Source organism: Xanthomonas sp. NCPPB 2864 (genome assembly GCF_056675615.1).
The window spans coordinates 82894-103324 of the sequence record NZ_JBWWVS010000003.1 but is presented as its reverse complement, the minus strand read 5'-3'; the positions used below and the strand labels follow the sequence as shown (position 1 = coordinate 103324).

The following is a 20431-nucleotide window of genomic DNA, read 5'->3' as shown; positions in this document are numbered from 1 at the left end:
AACAACCCTGCGACCCGCATCAAAGGCCGAGGTCTCACGCGTCATCGCCGCACCAACCGGCACGCCGCTCCAGGCGGCGTGCCGGTCGCGACCTCACTGGCCGATATGCTGCTTCAGCCAGCTGTTGACGGTGTCGTGCCACAGCACGCTGTTGTCCGGCTTGAGTACCCAGTGATTCTCGTCCGGGAAGTACAGGAACTTGGAATCGATACCCTTGCGCTGCAGCGCGGTGAACGCGGCCAGGCCCTGCTCGACCGGGATGCGGAAATCCTGCTGGCCGTGGATGACCAGCATCGGCACCTTCCACTTGTCCACGTGCAGCACCGGGTTGAACTTCTCGTAGCCGGCCGGGTTCTGCCACGGCGTGCCGCCGTTTTCCCATTCGCTGAACCACAGTTCCTCGGTGGCGTAGCCCATGGTGCGGTTGTCGAACACGCCGTCGTGGTCGACCAGGCACTTCCACGGCTGATTCCAGTTGCCGGCCATCCAATAGACCATGTAGCCGCCATAGCTGGCACCCAGCGCGCAGGCCTTGTCGCCATTGAGGAAGCCGTACTGCTTCTGCGCGGCGGTCCAGCCCTTCTGCAGGTCTTCCAGCGGGCGGTCGCCCCAATGCTGGCTGATCGCATCAGTGAATTCCTGGCCGTAGCCGGTGGAGCCGTGGAAGTCGATCATCACCACCGCATAGCCCTGGCCGGCGTAGGTCTGCGGATTCCAGCGGTTGCTCCAGCCGTTGCCGAAGCTGCCCTGCGGCCCGCCGTGGATCAGGAATGCCACCGGGTAGGTCTTGCCTTCCTGGTAGTTGTACGGCTTGACCACATAGCCGTGCACGGTGTCGTTGTTCCAGCCCTTGAACTGGAACTGCTCGTAATCGCCGAACTGCACCTCCGGCAGCAACTCGCCGGCGCTCTGGGTGATCGCACGCAGACCCTGACCCTGCACGTCGCTCACAAAGACCTGGTCGCCGCTCTTGAGCGAGTTGCGGGTGAACGCCAGCGTGTTGCCGGCCAGGGTCGGCGCATGCACGCTGCCCTCGCCCACCAGCTTGGTCGCCTGGCCGCTGGCGATGTCGATCTTGAACAACGGATGCTCGCCGAGGTCATCGGCGCTGGTGTAGAGGCTGGCGCCATCGGCGCTCAAGACGATCTCGCCGGCCGAGCGGTCCCACTTGGGGGCGATCTCGCGGCTCTTGCCGCTGGCCACGTCCATCGCCATCAGGCCGAAGCGGTCGGCTTCGAAACCGGGGCGTTTCATCGCGCGGTAGTACAGCGTCTTGCCGTCGCTGCTGAACACCGGGCCGGCATCCCAGGCCGGGTTGGACGCGGTCAGATTGACCGGCGCGGCCTTGCCGGCCGCATCCAGGCGGTACAGGTCGAAGTTGGTCTGCCACGGCTCGTCGTTGCCGGTGGGCTTGGCGCCGGCGCTTGCCTTCTTGCCGGTTTCCGGCCCATGCGGCTGCGGCACGCGCACGCTGGCCACCACACTGCCGCCGTCGGGCGACCAGGCGTAATCGTCGTTGCCGCCGAACGGCTTGGAGGGCGCATCGCCGGCCAGCGTGGCGCTGATCGCCGAGGCACCGGCCACGGCCTTGCCGCCGGCAGCCGGCAGGTCGGCGACGAACAAGGTGTTGCGGCGGCCATCGTTCCAGGTATCCCAATGCCGCACGAACAACTGGTCATAGACCACGCCGCTGGCCTTGGCGCTCTTGAGGTTGGCGAGCTTGCTCTTGGTGCAACCCAGGTCCGAGCCGCAGTCCTGGAACACGCCGGCACTGAAGGCGATGCGCTTGCCGTCGGGCGAGAGCTTGTAGCTGTCCACATCCACCGTAAAGGCGGTCAACTGCTGCGGCGCGCCGCCGGCCAGCGGCTGCGCGTACAGCTGCTGCGTACCGGATTTACTGCTGAGGAAGTACACCGTCTTGCCGTCCGGCGACAGCGCCGGGCTGTTGACGTTCCAGCCGTCGGGAGTGAGCCGCCTGGGCGGCGCGGCATCGCGGGTACGCAGATTGCGCGTCCACAGGCCGGTGGCCGGCTTGCCGTTGCTGCTCTTGGCCTGCCGCTTGGCGAACACCAGCACGCTGCCGTCGGGGCTGAGCGTGGGCGAAGACACCCGGTCCAGCGCGACCATGTCGCGCACATCGAATCCGCGCGCAGCGGCAAGACTTGGCAAGGCGGTCAACAGACACAGGGGCAGCACGGCGTAACGAAGCTTCATCGAGAGTTCCTGCAACGGCAAAACGTCGATGGTAGGCGTTGCTGCGGCGCACGCGCAAAGGCACAAGGTCATGCGCCCGCAGGCGCCGCACGTGGCCGCCCTGCAAGGCGCCGAATGCGCACAGCGCGCAGTGCGCCGTGCGGCAACGGCGCGCCACGCTGTGGGCACGCACTCAGAACGTGAGTTTGGCCTGCAGCCCGACCACCACTGCATTGCGCGTGTGGGTATAGGCGTAGGTCCCGGGGTTGACGATGTATTGCAGGTCCGGGCGCAACATCAGCCACGGCGTGATCTGCGCGCTGTAGGCGAGCTCGTAGAGCTCTTCGGCAGCGCTCAGCCCGGCCAGTGGCGAATCGGCCGCCACGCCGGCATCGATCAGTTCTGCGCGGCGTGCATCAAGCAGCCGATGATTGATCCTGCCGGCCACATAGCCGAGTGCGATGCGGTCCTGCGTGCGCGTGCCGATGCCCTGGTACACCCCGCCAACCGAATACCACCGTGTCATCAGCGCACTGTCGTGGTCGCTGGCCATGTACTGGGCGAATCCGGTCAGGCCGATGCCGGGGTCCGCTCCCGGGGTGAACAGTTTCTGTTCGACCAGCAGATAGGCGCCGTCGCGGCCGGTGCTGCGGCTGGTATCCAGCCCACGCCTGGGTACCGACGAGGAGTCGTAATAGCCGCCGAACTTGTACACGCCCGGGTAGCCCGCGGCGGCCGGCTTCCAGGTAAATTCGAGCGGAAAGATCGCACCGGTGGTGCCGCTGGCGAACGGCTCGAACGCGTAGGTGTCGCGGGTACCGAAGCCCAGATTCGGGTTGACCTGAAACCAGCCGGCATGCAGGTTGAGCTGCGGGGTCAGCTGCTGCGCGCCTTCGATGCCCCAGCGCGCGGCCGGATAGTTGTACCAGCCGCTATTGGCCGAAAACGCCAGCGGATGCGCGCAGAACGCAGCATTGACGAAGTTCACCAGCAACGTGTGCGAAGCGAACTGGTTGCCCATCGCATAGAAGCCCAGTTTCAGATACGTCCTGCCCTGGTTGAAGCTGCGGTCGTAGCTGAACTCGCTCAGGCGGGTGTACTGGCCTCCGTACACTTCCTGGATGGGGAAGCGATTGCCGACCAGGTCGGCGGAAGTGCTGCGGCCGCGGCGGTCGTTGATGGTGACGTGCAGGCTGCCACCACCCCAGCCGGCGAGCTTGGCCATGTCCAGATCCACGCCCACCCGCAGTTGCTGTGCATAGCGCGCGCTGGTGTTTTCGTAGCCGCCGTCCACCACGCCAAACGTCTCGGACACGTAGTCGCCGCGGACGCTCACGCCTTGCTCGGCCCAGGCGGACCGGCGCCCACCCCAGTCGCCGGTCCGCGTGGTATCGCCCGCGGCGACTGCGGTGGCCGGCAGTGCCAGCAACAAGGCGTAGCCCAGCGCACTGCGGCGCGGGAGGAAAGACAGACGATGCATCGTGGTTCTCTGATCGGGGCAGCGTGCACGGCCATCGGTGGCGATGCATGGCGGTGTGCCAAAGCGCCGCTGCGGTAACGGGAGCGTTGGCCGGGATGTGCCAGACACCCGGCCGTCGGGTTGCAGCCAACAGCGGCTGACGCGAGTGCGCAGCCGTCAGGCGCGCGCGAGGTTTGTCGGCCGCTCCGTGACCACGCCGACGCAGCTGCCGACGTGGTCACCGGTGGGCGGTGTCAGTGCGCGTCAGGCAAGCTGTAGGCGATCACGTTATCGCCACGATCGGGCGACTGCCGCGCACCGCCGGCACTGATCACCACGTACTGCTTGCCGGTCTTGTGCGAGACGTAGGTCATCGGCCCGCCCTGACTGCCGACCGGCAAGCGGCCCTTCCAGAGTTCCTTGCCGGTGGCACTGTCGAACGCGCGCAGGTAGTAGTCCTGGGTGCCGGCGATGAACACGAGCCCGCCCTGGGTGGACAGCGTGCCGCCCAGCGTGGGCATGCCGATCGGGATCGGCAGATGCATCTTGATGCCGAACGGGCCGGTGTCCTGCACCGTCCCCACCGGCACCTGCCAGGCGATGCTGCGCGTCTTGAGGTCGATCGCGCTGAGCGTGCCGTACGGCGGCGCCTGGCACGGAATGCCCAGCGCCGACAGGAAGCGGTTCTTGTTGACCGCATACGGCGTGCCCTTCAGCGGCACGGCGCCCATGCCGGTATTGACCGCCTCGCCACCACCGGCCGCCTCGGCCTTGCGGGTGTCGGCAGGAATCATCTGTACCCACAAGCCCAGGCGCATGTCGTTGGCGAAGATGACGTCATGCACCGGGTCGGTCGACAGGCCTCCCCAGTTCATGCCGCCCAGCGAGCCGGGGAAACTCAGCGAGACATCGGTGCCCGGCGCGGTATACAGGCCTTCATAACGCATCTGCTTGAACGCGATGCGGCACAGCATCTGGTCGATCGCAGTGGCGCCCCACATGTCCGATTCGGTCAGGTGCTTGGTGCCGATCTGCGGCATGCCGACCGACAGCGGCTGGGTCGGCGCGTACTGCTCGTGTGCAATATCCGAGCCCTTCACCGGTACTTCCCTGACCTCGGTCAGCGGCTTGCCGGTGGCGCGGTCGAGCACGTAGATCTGCCCGGCCTTGGTGCCGATGACCACCGCCGGGGTGTGGCTGCCGTCCCGGTTGGGGAAGTCGATCAGGCTGGGCTGCATCGGCAGGTCGAAGTCCCACAGATCGTTGTGCACGGTCTGGTAGACCCACTTCTCCGCACCGGTGGTGGCATCCAGCGCCAGCACCGAGGCGCCGTAACGGTGATCGAGCGCGGTGCGCTCGGCGCCGTACAGATCGGTCGACGGCCCGCCCAGCGGCAGGAACACGGTGTTCATCGCCGCGTCGTAGGACATCGGTGCCCATACGTTCGGCGTGCTGCGCACATAGCTGCTGCCGGCGGCCGGCGCCTGGCGATCTTGCGGATTGCCAGGGTCGAAGGCCCAGCGCTGCGCGCCGGTGACCACATCGAAGCCGCGCACCACGCCACCAGGCATGTCGGTCTGCACGTTGTCGGCCACGCGCCCGCCCACCACCACGGTGGTGCCGGCCACCAGTGGCGGCGAGGTCAGCTGGTAGAACGGATCCGGCGCAGCGCCCAGGCCGGCCTTGAGATCGACCTGACCGTTGCTGCCGAAGCCCTGGCAGAACGCACCGGTGTCCGCATCCACCGCGATCAGGCGACCATCGATGGTGTTGGTGAACAGGCGGCGACGGCAGTTGGCGTCCTGCGCCACCGTCACTGCGGCGATCGGCGAGGGATTGGCCACGCTCGGCGTCGGCAACGCCGCGTCGGCGTCGAAGTAGCCCAGGCCACGGCAGCGCTGCCAGACCGACGAGGTCGCATTGATCTCGCGCCGCCACAGCTGCTTGCCGGTGCTGGCGTCGAGCGCAATCAGATTGTTGTGCGGTGTGCACAGGAACACCTTCTCGCCCACCTGCAGCGGGGTCAGCTGATCTTCGGCACCGTTGCCGTCGCTGTTGGCGATCTCGCCGGTGTGGTAGGTCCAGGCGACCTGCAGCCGGTCGACGTTGCTGCGGTTGATCTGGTCCAGCGCAGCGAAGCGGCTGCCGCCATCGGTATTGCCGTAGGCGGACCAGTTTTGTTGCACGCTTCCAGGCGGCACCGCCGTCATGCCCGGCCCCGCGTTGCCTGCGACCGGCGGATGCGGCACGAACATGCCGCCGATCCCGGCCACTACCGCCAGCGCCAGCACCGTCGCCACGCCATAGGCCGTGCGCCCGCTCGGCGACGCCCGGCTGCGCCGCAGCGCTGGCCAGGCCAGTGCCACCAGCACGGCGAACCCCGCAGGCAGCATCAGCCGCGAGACCAGCGGCCAGAACTCCAGCCCCGCATCCCACAGCGCCCACACCAGCGTCAGCGCGAAGGCGACGCCGTACACCAGCGCACCGGCCGGCCGACGCAGCACGATCAGCACACCGGCCAAAGCGGTCGCCAGGCCCATCAGCAGGAAGTACCAGCTGCCGCCCAGGCTGGCCAACCTCGCGCCACCCAGCAGAAAGATCAGCCCCACCAGCGCGACCAGCATGCCCAGCACCAGCAGCAATGCCCGGCCCGGGACCGGCAACTTCGATTTCGTTTCCACGTTGCAACACCTCGATCAGGAGATTCCGCCCTGCACTGCGCCCGGCATTCCGATCTGGATGCTGCAAGGTGCCCGCACGACGGCCAGTAGAGGCAGCATCACTGCCCACTTTCTGTCACTCCCCTCCCCGGCCCGCGTACCTCTGGCGAGACCGGCACCGGCATGCCCGGCAGACTGACGACATAGTGTCGCACCGCACCGGGTAGTTATTACATATCTGAAGCGGTTGCCTGCGGAACACTGCAGTCCGCACAGGCGCGGACCGCAGCGGCGTTTTGTGTGCGCAGCGCGCGCTGCGCGCGTCAGAAGCGGTGCGACATGCCCACATACACCTGCGCGTCCGGGGTGCGGTCGTTGAGGCCGAAATTGGCGCCCACATCCAGCTGCAGCAGCGGATTGAGCAGATACGCAGCGGCGATGTCGGCCGAATACTGCTCGATGGTCTGCGCCGGATCGCGGTTGATCGAGGACCACACTTCCACCGCCATCGACAACTTGGAGGTGAGCGGATGCGCCAGGTTGATCGCATTGATCAGCGCAACATGCTTGCCGCTGCCATCGCTGTCGGCCAACCAATCCACCTCGGGCCCGAAGGTCAGCGAGAAGCTGTTGGGCAGCGCGAAATTGATCGGCAATGCGACGCCGCCTTCCCACTCGTCGTTGCCCAGGCCGGTGCGCGCGGTCGGTGCCTTGACGAACGGCAGCAACGCCACGCTGGCGGTGTCGCTTTCGTAGAAACGCGCCTTCATGCGCAGAAAGATATCGCCGCCACCGCTCAGGCTGCTGCGCGCACCGGTGGCACGGTCGGTGGTCTTGACCTGCAGCTGCGGGGCCCAGTTGAGTTGCAGATCGATGCGGTCGCTGACGCCGTACTTGAGCGTGGGATTGGTGAACACCGAGGTTTCGATGCGCGTGCCGGGCTGGCTGTCGCGGGTGTAGCTGCCGATGTCGGTTTCCAGCTGCCAGGCGCCGGTTGGCACGGTACAGGTGGAATTGGCCTTGGTCGGGCGATCGGTACACAGCGCCGCGTCGGTGGCCTCCTGTGCCTGCGCCTGCAGCGCAAGGCTGCACAGCACACCGGCCAGGGCGATGCTCAACACGGGGGCACGGCGTGCGCGGGTGGAACGGTGGGAGATAGCAGCAGTCAGCATTGCAGTGGTTTCCATGGCAAGACGCTGGCCAGATCGCGTGAACGGCCAGCAGTGGGAGGGGGAATGCGCGTGGATGTCGAACGACTGCATGGCCGCTGGAGGGCGGCGTGTTGCCAATCGATCTTATAGGCGTCGGCAGGTCCGAAAACGCCGTCGGTGACAAAAGCGGCCTCAACAGTGTGCGGATGTCGCACAGCGTGATGTGAGTCGCTTTTCCACACCATCATTTATTGGGGTCAGGCGGAGCGATGAGCTGCGCCGTGGCGCGTCACCGGGATCGATCGAGGCATGCGGTCGCCGTGGTGCACCATCGGTGCGGGAGACGGCACGATACGGAGCAGCCGCATAAAGTCGCTATGCACGAGGCCTGGGTGGGGCGTAAAGCCGGCGCAAAGGCGCTGCGGTGGTGCAGACGCGATGGCCTGAGCCTTGTGCGTGCATTGCGCGATCGGCAAACGCTTGATGCGTTGGCGCGGTGCAGCTGCGCTGGCGGTGTCAGGCGATTGGTCAGATGCGCCAATGACGTTGCCCTGCAGTGACAAGGCAGGTCCGCTCACGGTGGCAATGCACGAGCATGCAGGAATGTTCGAACTGGATGTGCCGCTGTGCGGTCACGGCATCGATTCGGTGCACCATGCCTTGCCGGCATGCTGCTGCACTTGCGCGTTCGGCAGCAGGGCCGCATTCGAACCGCGTCTGCGGCAAGGCAATCAGAACAGCGGCAATCCGGTTTCAATGCCACAACGAAAAACGGACACGCATCCAGCGATGCGTGTCCGTCGAGAGGCAGCGCGCGGGCGCATGCCTTGGTGAAGCGTCACCCTCAGGCGGTCTGTTCGCCGCGCTTGCCGACGCGGTACAGCAGCCAGCCGACCAGGGCGAGAATCGCCAGGCCGAACCATTGGTTGAGCTGCAGGCTGGCCGGCAACGCCAGCACATCGGCGCGGCTGGACAGCACGATCGGCACCGCGATGGCGATCCCCATCAACGCCTCGCCGGTGATCAGGCCGGCGGCGAACAGCACGCCCGGGCGATGCACGCGGTCGCGGCCATCTTCGTCGTCGGCGCGGATCTTGTGGAAGCGCTCCACCAGGTGCGCGATCAGGCCGCCGAGGAAGATCGGCACCATCAGCTCCAGCGGCAGGTAGATACCGATCGCCGCCGCCAGCACCGGCACGCGGAAGCGCTTGCCGGTCTTCTTCAGCCATTCGTCCAGCGCGATGATCGCCGCGCCCACTGCGGCACCGATGGCAATCATCGACCACGGCAGCTGCCCGCCGAACAGACCCTTGGCGACCGAGGCCATCAGCGTGGCCTGCGGCGCAGCGAGCGAGTTGGGGTGCTGCGGCGTGGCCGGGCCAATGCCGTAGGCCTGCGCCAGCAGGTTCAACACCGGCGCCATGATCAGTGCGCAGGAAAACGCGCCGATGCCCAGCATCAGTTGCTGCTTCCATGGCGTGGCGCCGACAAGATAGCCGGCCTTGAGATCCTGCAGGTTGTCGCCGCCCACCGCTGCCGCGCAACACACCACCGCGCCGATCATGATCGCCGCCACCGCACCCAACGGCGCCGCGCCGATGCCGACCGGCACCAGACCATCCTTGCCGAGCAACAGCACCAGCACCGCCGAGGCGAACAGGATGGTGGAAATGGTGATGCCCGAGACCGGGTTGTTGGACGAACCGATCAGGCCGGCCAGATAGCCGGACACCGACACGAACAGAAAGCCGGCCACGATCATGATGATGGTCATCGGGATCGACACGTGCCACTGCTGCACGATCGCTTGGTACAGGCCCAGCAGCGGCAAGGTGCACAGCACCAGCGCCGCCAGCATCCACTTCATCGGCAGGTCGCGCTCGGTCTCGGCGACCACACCGCCGCCGCTCTTGCGCGCGGCGGCAAAGCCGCTCTTGACGCCGGACAACAGCGACTTGCGCAGCGAGAACAGCGTCCATACGCCGCCGATCAGCATCGCGCCGACACCCAGGTAACGGATCTTCGCGCCCCAGATGCCGAATGCCGCGTCGGCCGCTGGCGCGCCGACCAGGCTCTGCGCCAGGGCCGGGTCGCTGCCCATGAAGAACTGCTGATACAGCGGAATGGCGATATGCCAGGACAGGATCGACCCGGACAGCACCACGATGCCGACATTCAGGCCGACGATGTAGCCCACCCCCAGCAGCGCCGGCGACAGGTTTGTGCCCAGATAGCCGACCAGGCGGCTGCTGCCCAGGTAGGTGGCCTGCGCCCAGGTGTCCGGGATCACCCGCAGGCCGCTGGCCGCACCCAGCTTGACCAGCGCGCCGATCGCACCGGACATCGCCAGGATCTTCAGGCCCGGGCCGGGGTTTTCACCGGCCTTGAGCACCTCGGCCGCCGCCTTGCCTTCGGGGAACGGCAGCGGGTCTTCGACGATCATCGAGCGCCGCAACGGCACCGAGAACAGCACCCCGAGCAAGCCACCCATGCCGGCGATGCCGAGCACCCACCAGTATTTGAAGTCAGGCCAATAGCCCATGATCACCAACGCGGGGATGGTGAAGATCACCCCGGCCGCGATCGACGAACCGGCCGAGGCACCGGTCTGGACGATATTGTTTTCCAGAATGGTGCCGCCGCCGAGCAGGCGCAGCACGCCCATCGAGACGACCGCAGCCGGAATGGCAGTGGCGATGGTCAGGCCAGCAAACAGGCCGAGATAGGCGTTGGCGGCCGAAAGCACCACCGCCAGCACGATGGCCAGCACGACGGCGCGGAAGGTGAGCTGGCGCGGCTGCGCGTCATGGCTCATGGGCAGTTCCCCTGTGGCAAAAAATCCGGACCACGCTAGCGCCTACACGGGGTTCCGTCCAGCTGCGCCGCGGCGTGACACTGTGCCTGCTGTGGCGGCTGGAATGCCCGGGAATGTGGCGACGGGGACAACAGGCGCGTATCAGCGTGTGTCGGCGACTGCATCGCGCATGCGGATCGCAAGCGCATGAGGTCGCACGGTATGGAGGTGGCGGACACTGCTGCATGGCATGCAGACCAGCGGCATACGGCGTCAGGGTGCGGCGATGCGATCTTCCGGCTCGTCGACCGACGGAGGCGCCATGAGCGACGCGCGCCGTGGCCGATAGGTGACAACGAGCGATGGACTCGTCATCACGTCCATCGCTCGTACCGGCGGTCGCCTGCCGCCCGTGCTGGCGGGACAGTGCGCTGATGAGGGGTCGCGGATGAGGCCGCGCGCCCGTAAGGGCCGACTGGTCTGCTGCTGCAGCGGCGGGCACGCGTTGCCGTTACATCGCTATCGCCGTGAGCACTGGACGCTGCCGTTTTTCCTGCACGTCAGGGATCTGCTGCCGGCGATGGTGCGTCAGCGGCTGCGCCGACGCTGGCGGCGTCGGCGCGGCTGTCCAATCAATGCAGCAGTTCGGCAAACGCGCGGTCGGCCTCGATCACGTCCGGCAACGCGGCGAACAAGGCATCCAGATCCACCGTGTCCATCAACGGACCGCGCACCGCCTCCAACGCCGCCGGCGTGGCGCCACCATGTGCACGCAGCGCGTCGGACACCTGCACCGCCTGGGCGACCAGCAGCGGCATCCGCGCACCTTCCGGGGCAGCGGCCGGGCGGACCTGATAGGCGATCGCTTCCTGGATGACGACAGGCAGCTGCCAGCGACGCACCAGCTCGGCGCCGACCTCCGGGTAGCCAAAGCCCAGCTGCAGGGTTTCTTCGGCGGCATGGCCGGCCGATGAGCTGTCGTGATTGATGCGGCTGGCGTAATCCGGCGCGCCGGACTGGATCAGCAGCTCGCCGATGTTGTGCATCATGCCGCAGGTAAAGGCGGTTTCCGGATCCACGCCGTGCTGGCGCGCCAGCAGGCGGCAGATGCCGGCCACCTCGAAACTGTGCCGCCAGAACGCCTTCAGATCGAAGCCCGGGCCGGCGCGGAACGCACCCGTCATCGCCGAGGCCAGCACCAGGGTGCGCAGCGTGTTGAAGCCCAGCCGCATGGCCGCGTCTTCCACGCTGGTGGAGTCGCGCAGGCCGTGGAAGCGCGCCGAATTGGCAAGCCGCAGCACCTTGGCGGCGATCACCGGATCGCGCTCGATGGTGTGCGCCAGCACATCGATGTTGGTTGCCGGATCGTCGAACCGGGCAATCAGGTCCTGCGCCACCTCGGGCACGGTGGGCAAGGTGTGCAACTGGTCGAACAACGCCTCCAACTTCATGATCGCCTCGTGGATGAAAGGTAAGCCAGCGCGGCCGCGCCGGCGTGCATGGTGTAGCACAGACCGGTTGGATGACGATGCCCCGCCACGGCGGCTATTCACCCGGGCTTTTGCGTCATCGCCTTGCGGCGGGCTGCCCCGCCGGTCGCGTAGCGACGGCCATCATGGACAGCGCGGCCGTCAAGATCCCGATATGCGTGCGTCGACACCACTACTTGGCCTTGGCACCATCCAGGGACTTGGCCAGAAACGCCAGCAACTGCGTATAGAACGCACGCCGATGCGGCTCGGTATAGAACCCGTGGCCTTCGGTGTCGTAGTACAAGGTCTCCACCGGCGTTCCGGCCTGGCGCAATGCCGCCTCCATGCGCTTGCTGTGCTGGATCGGCGCGCGCTCGTCCTCGCCACCGGCCGCCAGGAACACCGGAACCTTGATCTGCTTGGCCAGATGGACCGGCGAGCGTGCGGCCAGGGTTGCCGGATCGCCCAGCCATTGCTTCAGATAGTTTTCGCCTGAGCCGCGCTTCTGGATGTCGCCGCTGGTGAACATCATCGGCAGGTCGTAGACGCCGACATAGCCGGCCGCGCAGGCATACAACCCAGGTTCCTTGGCTGCCCCCATCAGAGCTGCATACGCACCATAACTTGCACCAAAGATGCAGATCTTGCGCGCATCTGCATAGCCCTGCGTCACCGCCCAGCGCGTGGCGTCGGTGACGTCATCCTGCATGGTGCCGCCCCACTGGCGCGCGCCGGCATGCTGGAAAGCGCGACCGTAATTGCCGGAACCACGGAAATTGATCTGCAGCACCGCATAGCCGGCCTGCGCCAGCAACTGCGCGTCGTCGTCGAACTGCCAGCTGTCGAAGATCTCGAACGGGCCGCCATGCGGCATCACCACCATCGGCAGGTTCTTTGCCGCGCCGGTGCGCGGCAGCGTGAGGTAGCCATGCAACGGCACGCCATCGCGTGCCTGCAGCGCGATGGGCTGCACGGTCGCGGTGCGCTCGGGATCGAACCAGTCGCGTCGGCTGATCACGTGCTGGGCTTTTTTCTCCTGCGTATCGAACACATAGAAATCGCCAGGGTTGCTGCCCGAATCGACCTGCAACATGACGTAGCGGCCATCGCTGGTACTGGAGGTGATACGCACGGCGTTGCCGGCGAAGGCGGCCTCCAGGCTGTGATACATCCGCGCCTCGGGGCCCTGCTCGTCGAAAAAGCGGCTGCGCGGACGGTCAGCCATGAAAATGGCACCCACCGGGATCGTGGTGCCGTTGCGATAGATGACGCCCAGGGGATCGGCCACTGCGTCACGCAGCACCTGTTCACGGCGATTGGCCTGGATGTCCCAAGCCACGATCGCATCGGGGCCATCGGCAGCCTGCACGCGCAGGTAGGCAATGCGCTCGTCCTGCGAAAAGCCCAGTGGGGTTTCGATGCGGCCGCTGGCCTGTTCGTCGTTGAGCAGCGTCCACTCGGTTCCACCACCAACGCGGTAATACAGCTTGCTGACATTGTCCGAGCCTGCGCCCTGCGCAAAACGCACCTCGCCATGGTGGTCGGTGGTGAAGCTGGCGCGCTGAATCGGGGCACGCGCCAGCGGAAGGCGCCGACCTGTGTTGACGTCGAGCTTTTCTGCGCGCGTGTACGGGTCCTGCCCTGACAACGGCCAGATGCCGACGACCACGTTGCGATCGTCGTCGGGCAAGGTATCGGTGAGGAATGCGGCAACTGCTTCGGTTTTCTTGACCTTGATATTGGTGCCAAGCCCGGTGCCTCGAGCACGATAGCCCACCAGCAACTCGACACCAGTGCCATCGGCATTGATGGCATACAGCTCGCCGGTCGGCAACGGCTTGTCGAGCAGACCGTATTTCTGTGCGATGGAGATCAACACACGCGTCTCGCTGACCCAGGCAAAGTCGCTCACATACGTGTTCTTCTCCAGCACAAAGGTCGCGCCCATGCTGTTGTCCGAACGCCGCACGATCGCCAGGGCGGTCTTGTCTTCCATCGGTACGGTAGCGGCGAAAAACGCGCCGCTGGGCGATAGCTTGATATCGGCAAACTTGTCTTTTTTGATATAGGCGCCAACATCCACCTGCGCTGCGGCATTGCCGGCAGCCATCAGCAACCCCAAGGCCGCAATGAAAATCCTTTTCCGCACGTACTGCTCCATGTCGTGTGCAAACTGAGCGCGAAATTTACCAGCAATCGCAGACCAGACAAAGTTTCAATGAAAATCGCGCGAGGGCAGCTGCATCTCGCCGAGCAGGTCACTGAGGTCGTGCAGGTCGCCGGCGATGAGATGCTCCACGCCGTCCACGCGTTCCCAGCGGCCGCGCACGGCCAGCAGGCGCGATTCCAGCAGTGCGCGGCGGCGGCGCAGCGCCAGATGCGACCAGACGATGACGTTGATCATGCCGTGCTCGTCTTCCAGGGTGACGAAGATGGTGCCCTTGGCGGTGGCCGGGCGCTGGCGCTGGGTGACCAGGCCGGCGACATGCACGCCGCTGCCGTGATGGCGGCCCTGCAGGTCGCGCAGGCCGAGGATGCGCCGTTGCTGCATCTGCGGGCGCAGCAGTGCCATCGGATGCTGGCGCAGACTCAGGCCGACCGAGCGATAGTCGGCCAGGATCTCTTCGCCTGCGCGCGGGGCTTCAAACGTCACCGTGCGTTCTTCAGGGCTGCCCGGTAATAACGGCCGACGCGCTTCCACGCCAGCCATCGCCCAACGCGCAGCATTGCGATTGCCCACCATGCCCTGCAAGGCGCCGGCTTCGGCCAATGCCAGGCGCGCCTTTTCGTCGAGTGCGGCGCGCAGGCACAGATCGCCGATATCGGCGAAGGCCCGCTGCGCGCGTGCCGCGACAATGCGGTTGGCCACCACTTCCGATAACCCGGCGATCTGGCGCATGCCCAGCCGGATCGCCGGTTGCTCGCCGGGGTCGTCGTCGCTGCGCCAGGGCCGGCCACCGACCAGCGTGTTGTCCCAGTCGCTGTGCAACACGTCCACAGGCAACACCTCCACGCGCGCACGCTCGGGACTGCCGCGGCGTGCGTCCTGCACGATCTGACTGGCCGAGTAGAAGCCCATCGGCTGCGCATTGAGCAGCCCGCAGGCGAAGGCCGCCGGCTCATGGCGCTTGAGCCAGCAGCTGGCGTAGACAAGCTTGGCGAACGAGGCGGCGTGGCTTTGCGGGAAACCGTAGGAACCGAAGCCCTTGATCTGCTCGAAGATCTGGTCGATGAAGGTGGAGGCGTAGCCTTTGCCCTGCATGCGCTCGCGCACCCGTGCGCGGTGCTGTTCCATGTCGCCGCCGCGCCGCCAGGCGGCCATCGAGCGGCGTAGATTGTCCGCTTCGCTCTCGCTGTAATCGGCAGCGTGCATCAGCAGCTCCATCACCTGTTCCTGGAATAGCGGAACTCCAAGCGTCGGCTTGAGAATGTCCTCCACCTCTGGCGAGGGGTAGTTCACGTCCTCGCGCCCCTGCCGCCGGCGCAGATACGGGTGCACCATGTCGCCCTGGATCGGGCCGGGGCGCACGATCGCCACTTCGATCACCAGGTCGTAGAACACCGCAGGCTTGAGCCGCGGCAGCATCGCCATCTGCGCGCGCGACTCGATCTGGAATACGCCCACGGTGTCGGCGCGCTGGATCATCTTGTAGGTCGGCTCGTCATTGCCTGGCAGCGTGGCAATGCTGTAATCGCGCCCGCGGTGGCCGCGCACCAGCTCCAGCGTCTTGCGGATGCAGGTCAGCATGCCCAGCGCCAGGCAATCGACCTTGAGCAGCTTCATGGTTTCCAGATCGTCCTTGTCCCACTGGATGATGGTGCGGTCGGCCATGGCGGCGTTTTCCACCGGCACCAGCAGCGACAGGGGTTGGTCGGAGATGACGAAACCGCCGACATGCTGCGACAGATGGCGCGGGTGATCGCGCAGCTGCTCGGTCACCGCAAGAATCTTGTTGATCAGTGGGTTGGCCAGATCGAACCCGGCCTCTTCGATGCGCTGTTCCATCGGCGTTTCGCCATTGCCCCAGCCATAGCAATTGGCCAGCAACGCGATCTGGTCCGGCGGCAGGCCGAAAGCCTTGGCCACATCGCGCACGGCGCTCTTGCCGCGATAGCAGATCACCGTCGCCGCCAATGCCGCGCGTTCGCGGCCGTACTTGTTGTAGACGTACTGCAGCACCTCCTCGCGGCGTTCGTGCTCGAAATCGACGTCGATGTCCGGGGGCTCGTCGCGTTTTTCGGACAGGAAGCGTGCCATCAACAGACGCGTTTCATCCGGGTTGACCGCGGTGATGCCCAACGCATAACACACCGCCGAGTTGGCCGATGAGCCACGGCCCTGGCAGAGGATGTGCTGCTCGCGGGCGAAGCGCACCACGTCCTGCACGGTGAGAAAGAAGGCCTCGTAGCTCTTATGCGCGATCAGCGCCAGTTCCTTCTCGATGTCGGCGCGTACCTTTGGCGGCGTTCCATCCGGCCACCGCTCACGCATCCCCTCTTCGGTGAGCTGTCGCAGATAACTCGCCGGCGTATGCCCTTGCGGCACCAGTTCGCGCGGATAGGTGTATTCAAGCCTGGAGATATCGAAGCTGCAGCGCTGCGCCAGGTCCACCGCGGCCTGCAACAGCGCATCCGGATAGATGTTGCCCAAGGCACGCCGCGTGCGTAGATGGCGCTCGCCGTTGCGGAACAGGTGCGCGCCGCACTCGGCCAACGGCAAGCCGTGGCGGATGGCGGTCAGGGTGTCCTGCACGATGCGCTCGCGCCGCTGCGCCATATGCACATCGCCGCTGGCCAGAGCGGTCATGCCCAGTTGCTGCGCCAGCAGCTGCAGGGCGAGCAACCGCGCCGCATCGTCCTGTTCGCGGTGCAGTTCCACCGCCAGGAATGCACGCTCGCCGTACACCTGCTGCAGCCAGGCGCCCTGCTCGGCCTGCGGCTGCGCACCGGGCAACCACAGCGCGAACACGCCCGGTTCCACCGCGCGAAACTGCGCCTCCACCTCGGCACGCCCGAGCCGATACGCGCCCTTGCCTGCCGCACGCCGCGCGGTGGTGATCAGCGCGCACAACTGCGGATAACCGTGCGCGTTTTCCACCAGCAGCACGAAGCGGGTGCCATCAACCAGGGTGAATTCGCTGCCGACGATCAGGCGCACGCCGGTGGCGCGCGAGGCTTCCAGGCCGCGCACGATGCCGGCCAGCGAGCACTCGTCGGTGATCGCCAGGGCGCTGTAGCCGCAGTGTTGCGCGCGCATGAACAATTGTTCGGCGCTGGAGGCGCCGCGCAGGAACGAAAAATCCGACAGGCAGTGCAGCTCGGCATAGGCAGGCAACCCATCGGCAACCATGGCATGGGCGATGTCGTCGTTTGCAGCGCGCAACCGCGCGGCGACCGTCCAGGCGCGCGGCATGCGTCCACCGGGCGTATCGCGGTCCACGCCGTCGACGGCGTCATCCCAGCTCATGCGCGCACCTCTTCGACATCGCGCTGCCACCACACATGCGCTGCAGATCGACACGTTGTGTTTGCTTCTTCGCTACGTGGCCTCGGACGCGTGCGGCACCGCTGCGATGACCAGCCCCGCAGACAACGCTCTGATGCTGCAAGGGCACGCAACCGATCATGCGAACCACCCGTGCAGCATCCAGCCATCGACACGGCCAGGAGCGGCGAACGCCCAGCCACGCCGGCCGCGTGCGGTTTCCACCACGTAGTAATCGCGGCGCGCCTCGTCGTCGTCCCACCAGCCGCTTTCCAGCCGCTCCGGGCCGGAGATGATGCGCAGCTGCGTCTCGTGCAGGGGCACCGGCTGCGGCAACAGCCAGGTCGGGCGCGGCGGACGCGGCGGCGCCGCAACGTCGCGCACCGCATCGCCAATGGCGCGCCGCCAGGCACGTTCCGGGCGCGGGTCGTCGGCCGGCAGTACGCGGTACACCGCCTCATCGCCCAGCCGCGCGCGCAGGCGCTCGCGCAGCTGCGGCCACTCCACCGATTGCTGCGCACGTTGATCGAACAGATCGCGCATGGCCGGCACGAACGGTGGCAGCTGCCGCGCCAGCAGGCGCATCGCCACTACCGGGCGTGGAATCTCCACCCGCTCCAGCCGGTTACGCGCAAGCTCGAACAACAGCGTCGGCGCGCGCTCCGGCGTCAGCAAGCCGATCTCGACATCGGTGGCGCCTTCCTCGTGTTCCAGCCGCAGCAGGAACCGTTGCACGCCGCCGTCGCGGATGGACAGGTAGGTGCACAGGTCGCCGATCAGGCGCCGCAGCGGGAACAGCAGCGCCGGATGCATTTCCACCTCGTAGCCAAGTTCCACACGCTGGTCGAAGTGGTCCGGTGGCGCGTAGCACTCCAGGGGGTCGTCGACCTGGCCGTAGAGGCGGTCCAGATGCTCGAGCAGGCCCGCGCCAAACCGCCGGCGCAGCCCATCGCGCGGCAACGCGCGCACCGCCGCCAGCGTGCGCACGCCCATGTGTTGCAGGCGCTCGCCGGCATCGCCCGGCAACGCGGCGCGGCGTACCGGCACCTTGTCCAGCGTGGCGTGCAAGGCCGGCAACTGCGTCACCACCATGCCATCGCGCAAACCGGCCAGCACGCGCGCGGCGCGCGGCGTAGGTGCCAGTGCAAGCCGGTGCCGGAAGCCCAAGGCCTGCAGTTCATCGCGCAGGCGGCGCTCGAAACGCGGCCATGGACCGAACAACCGAAAACTGGCACCGGCCTCCAGCACGATGGCACGCGACCATTGCTGGCTCACCAACGAACTGTGCCGGTACGCCCACGCCGCGAGAAACCGCTGCGTGCGCGCCTCAGCCTGGGCCTCGTAATCGATGGTGCGTACATGGGACATCAGCGCATGCGCCGCCGACAGCCGCATGCCGGCTTTCAGTCCGGCGGCGGACGCCGCTGCATTGACCGAGTGCAGGCTGCGCAACTGCGCCGGCCCTTCCACCAACGCCAGCGGTGCGTCCGGATCTTCCAGACGCCGGAGGACGGCGTCCAGCGCCAGCTGCGGCAGCAAGATGCAGGCCCACAACATGCGCGCGCCTCAATGCGCCAGCCGCAACGGCTGCGACGGGACCTGCCCGCCGCGGCACTTGCGTACCTGCCAGGCATCGCGCTCGGGCAGGAATTCCAGCCGTAACGCCGCCGGCGATGCATTGACCGCATGCTTGCGATCACGCAACGCGAACGCGCAGCAGTTGCCGCTGTCGGCGGCGACCTGCAGCCGCCGCAATGCGCGTGCATCGCCGGTCTGCGGCCAGCCCAGCACCGCCGCGCATGCGCCACTGCGCAGGCATTGCTCGAACGCCCACAAGGCGTCGCGCGGCTCGGCCTGCACCACTTCCAGATGTTCTAGCACTACGCCGCCCGCCTGCCAGGCCGGCGCATAGGGAATGAACGGCGGCGCCACCAGCACCACCCGGCTGCTGGCGCCGGTCATGCGCGCCAGCGTGGGCAACAGCAGGGCGATCTCGCCCACGCCGTGCGCGGGCAGCAGCAACTCAGTCAGTGCCCGCCGCGGCCAGCCGCCATCGGGCAGCAGCGCATCCAGCGCCGCATGCCCGGTGGATTCGCCGCCATGGGCGATGGCGGTGCCACGACCCGCGCGCCACACCGTGCGCGCGGCCAGCAGGGCGTCCAGCGGCAGGGCGACTGCCGCGTTGCCGTCCTGCCTGATGCGGGCGGGCTCCTGGCTCATCTCAACCCTGCCGGATCAGACCGCAGTACAGTCCTTCGATCGCGAAGTCGGCATCGGCCGCCACCACGATCGGCGCGTGCGCGCGGTTGCGCGGCAACAGGCGGATGCGTTCGGCACCCCGCTCCAGTCGCTTGATGGTGATTTCGCCATCCACCCGCGCCACCACGATCTGCCCATCGCGCGCCTCGCTGCTGCGATGCACGCCGACCAGATCGCCGTCCAGGATGCCGTCGTCGATCATCGAATCGCCCTGCACCTGCAGCAGATAGTCCGGGCGCAAGGAGAACAGCGTGCGGTCCAGCCACAACTGCCGGTCCAGGCCGATATCCGCCCCGATCGGCACACCGGCCGCCACCCGGCCCAGCACCGGCAAGGCCAGCAAGGCATCGCGCGCGGCCCCGCCCGGCATGCGGATGCCACGCTTCTGATTGGGCAACAGCTCGATCAACCCGGCCTCGGCCAGCGCCTGCACGTGCTTTTGCGCGGCATTGCGCGAGGCGAACCCGAACGCCTGCGCAATCTCGGCCAGGCTGGGGGATACCCCTGCACGGGCCTGCTCCTGCAGGAAAGCCAGCACCGCCTGACGCTTGGGGGAGAGAGATTCCATGGGAGTGCAACGGCCGGCCGGGACAAGGTGTACATTTGTACACCTGTCGGTCGCAGCAGGCGAGATCGGCCCATGCAGGTTGCTGAGCCGCTTCAGCCAGGACGGGCTTGTGATCGGCTGGAGACGGAGTTATAACTTACGTACTAACGAGGGCGTCGACCATGAAGCTCAAGATCACCTCCATCGGCAATTCCGCTGGCGTCATCCTGCCCAAGGAACTGCTCGCCCGCCTGCGCCTGGGCAAGGGCGACGAACTCTATGCACTGGAAACGCCCGACGGCATCAAGCTGACCGCGTTCGACCCGACCCTGGCCGCGCAGATGGATGTGGCCGAGCAGGTGATGCGCAACCGCCGCGCGTTGCTGCACAAGCTGGCGCAATAAGGCTCGA

The 20431-nt window shown here is 66.8% G+C and carries 14 protein-coding genes; 3 read left to right on the top strand and 11 right to left on the bottom strand.

Annotated features, from left to right (window positions below):
- Window positions 1-93: 93 nt before the first annotated feature.
- The 4 genes from AC1KVE_RS08785 to AC1KVE_RS08770 all read right to left on the bottom strand — a co-directional run bounded on the left by AC1KVE_RS08785 (window position 94) and on the right by AC1KVE_RS08770 (window position 7484).
- Window positions 94-2214, bottom strand: coding sequence for a S9 family peptidase (locus tag AC1KVE_RS08785; RefSeq protein ID WP_481092765.1), 2121 nt, complete (start codon window positions 2212-2214; stop codon window positions 94-96).
- Between the two features lie 172 nt (window positions 2215-2386).
- Window positions 2387-3673 (bottom strand): carbohydrate porin, encoded by a 1287-nt coding sequence (locus AC1KVE_RS08780; RefSeq protein ID WP_481092764.1) that lies wholly within the window; start codon window positions 3671-3673, stop codon window positions 2387-2389.
- A 233-nt stretch (window positions 3674-3906) separates the two neighbouring features.
- Window positions 3907-6333: a glucose/quinate/shikimate family membrane-bound PQQ-dependent dehydrogenase gene (locus AC1KVE_RS08775; RefSeq protein ID WP_481092763.1), complete on the bottom strand. Its 2427-nt coding sequence runs from the start codon at window positions 6331-6333 to the stop codon at window positions 3907-3909.
- Window positions 6334-6635: 302 nt separating this feature from the next.
- Complete coding sequence (locus AC1KVE_RS08770) at window positions 6636-7484, bottom strand: transporter (RefSeq protein WP_481092762.1); 849 nt, start codon at window positions 7482-7484, stop codon at window positions 6636-6638.
- Between the two features lie 582 nt (window positions 7485-8066).
- Here AC1KVE_RS08770 and AC1KVE_RS08765 point away from each other — a divergent pair.
- The gene (locus tag AC1KVE_RS08765; protein ID WP_481092761.1) at window positions 8067-8297 is read left to right on the top strand and encodes a hypothetical protein; all 231 of its coding nucleotides are present in this window, start codon (window positions 8067-8069) and stop codon (window positions 8295-8297) included.
- A 10-nt stretch (window positions 8298-8307) separates the two neighbouring features.
- Here AC1KVE_RS08765 and AC1KVE_RS08760 read toward each other — a convergent pair whose 3' ends face one another.
- The 3 genes from AC1KVE_RS08760 to AC1KVE_RS08750 all read right to left on the bottom strand — a co-directional run bounded on the left by AC1KVE_RS08760 (window position 8308) and on the right by AC1KVE_RS08750 (window position 13512).
- Window positions 8308-10278, bottom strand: coding sequence for an OPT family oligopeptide transporter (locus tag AC1KVE_RS08760; protein ID WP_047125795.1), 1971 nt, complete (start codon window positions 10276-10278; stop codon window positions 8308-8310).
- Between the two features lie 611 nt (window positions 10279-10889).
- On the bottom strand, window positions 10890-11708 hold the full coding sequence (locus AC1KVE_RS08755; protein ID WP_104560795.1) for an HDOD domain-containing protein: 819 nt from the start codon (window positions 11706-11708) through the stop codon (window positions 10890-10892).
- A gap of 211 nt (window positions 11709-11919) precedes the next feature.
- Window positions 11920-13512: an alpha/beta hydrolase family protein gene (locus AC1KVE_RS08750; RefSeq protein ID WP_039530119.1), complete on the bottom strand. Its 1593-nt coding sequence runs from the start codon at window positions 13510-13512 to the stop codon at window positions 11920-11922.
- An 82-nt stretch (window positions 13513-13594) separates the two neighbouring features.
- Between AC1KVE_RS08750 and AC1KVE_RS08745 the strand changes: the two genes are divergently transcribed.
- A complete protein-coding gene (locus AC1KVE_RS08745) occupies window positions 13595-13798 on the top strand; it encodes a hypothetical protein (protein ID WP_080715734.1) in 204 nt (67 codons plus the stop codon).
- A 146-nt stretch (window positions 13799-13944) separates the two neighbouring features.
- On the opposite strand, the gene AC1KVE_RS08740 is transcribed toward AC1KVE_RS08745, so the two are convergent.
- The 4 genes from AC1KVE_RS08740 to lexA form a co-directional block, all read right to left on the bottom strand.
- Complete coding sequence (locus AC1KVE_RS08740; protein ID WP_481092760.1) at window positions 13945-17196, bottom strand: error-prone DNA polymerase; 3252 nt, start codon at window positions 17194-17196, stop codon at window positions 13945-13947.
- A 156-nt stretch (window positions 17197-17352) separates the two neighbouring features.
- Complete coding sequence (locus tag AC1KVE_RS08735; protein WP_024938649.1) at window positions 17353-18771, bottom strand: Y-family DNA polymerase; 1419 nt, start codon at window positions 18769-18771, stop codon at window positions 17353-17355.
- A gap of 9 nt (window positions 18772-18780) precedes the next feature.
- Entirely contained in the window at window positions 18781-19434 is a 654-nt protein-coding gene (gene imuA / locus AC1KVE_RS08730; protein ID WP_024938648.1) for a translesion DNA synthesis-associated protein ImuA, read from the bottom strand.
- A gap of 1 nt (window position 19435) precedes the next feature.
- On the bottom strand, window positions 19436-20041 hold the full coding sequence (gene lexA / locus AC1KVE_RS08725) for a transcriptional repressor LexA (RefSeq protein WP_046341994.1): 606 nt from the start codon (window positions 20039-20041) through the stop codon (window positions 19436-19438).
- A 161-nt stretch (window positions 20042-20202) separates the two neighbouring features.
- Here lexA and AC1KVE_RS08720 point away from each other — a divergent pair, with 161 nt between their 5' ends.
- Window positions 20203-20424, top strand: coding sequence for an AbrB/MazE/SpoVT family DNA-binding domain-containing protein (locus AC1KVE_RS08720; protein WP_016903820.1), 222 nt, complete (start codon window positions 20203-20205; stop codon window positions 20422-20424).
- The last annotated feature ends 7 nt before the right edge of the window (window positions 20425-20431 follow it).

Coding starts and splice junctions, on each gene's coding strand:
- AC1KVE_RS08785 (WP_481092765.1), bottom strand. CDS start 2,214: ATGAAGCTTCGTTACGCCGTGCTGCCCCTGTGTCTGTTGACCGCCTTG.
- AC1KVE_RS08780 (WP_481092764.1), bottom strand. CDS start 3,673: ATGCATCGTCTGTCTTTCCTCCCGCGCCGCAGTGCGCTGGGCTACGCC.
- AC1KVE_RS08770 (WP_481092762.1), bottom strand. CDS start 7,484: ATGCTGACTGCTGCTATCTCCCACCGTTCCACCCGCGCACGCCGTGCC.
- AC1KVE_RS08765 (WP_481092761.1), top strand. CDS start 8,067: ATGTTCGAACTGGATGTGCCGCTGTGCGGTCACGGCATCGATTCGGTG.
- AC1KVE_RS08760 (WP_047125795.1), bottom strand. CDS start 10,278: ATGAGCCATGACGCGCAGCCGCGCCAGCTCACCTTCCGCGCCGTCGTG.
- AC1KVE_RS08755 (WP_104560795.1), bottom strand. CDS start 11,708: ATGAAGTTGGAGGCGTTGTTCGACCAGTTGCACACCTTGCCCACCGTG.
- AC1KVE_RS08745 (WP_080715734.1), top strand. CDS start 13,595: ATGGAGATCAACACACGCGTCTCGCTGACCCAGGCAAAGTCGCTCACA.
- AC1KVE_RS08740 (WP_481092760.1), bottom strand. CDS start 17,196: ATGAGCTGGGATGACGCCGTCGACGGCGTGGACCGCGATACGCCCGGT.
- AC1KVE_RS08735 (WP_024938649.1), bottom strand. CDS start 18,771: ATGTTGTGGGCCTGCATCTTGCTGCCGCAGCTGGCGCTGGACGCCGTC.
- imuA (WP_024938648.1), bottom strand. CDS start 19,434: ATGAGCCAGGAGCCCGCCCGCATCAGGCAGGACGGCAACGCGGCAGTC.
- lexA (WP_046341994.1), bottom strand. CDS start 20,041: ATGGAATCTCTCTCCCCCAAGCGTCAGGCGGTGCTGGCTTTCCTGCAG.
- AC1KVE_RS08720 (WP_016903820.1), top strand. CDS start 20,203: ATGAAGCTCAAGATCACCTCCATCGGCAATTCCGCTGGCGTCATCCTG.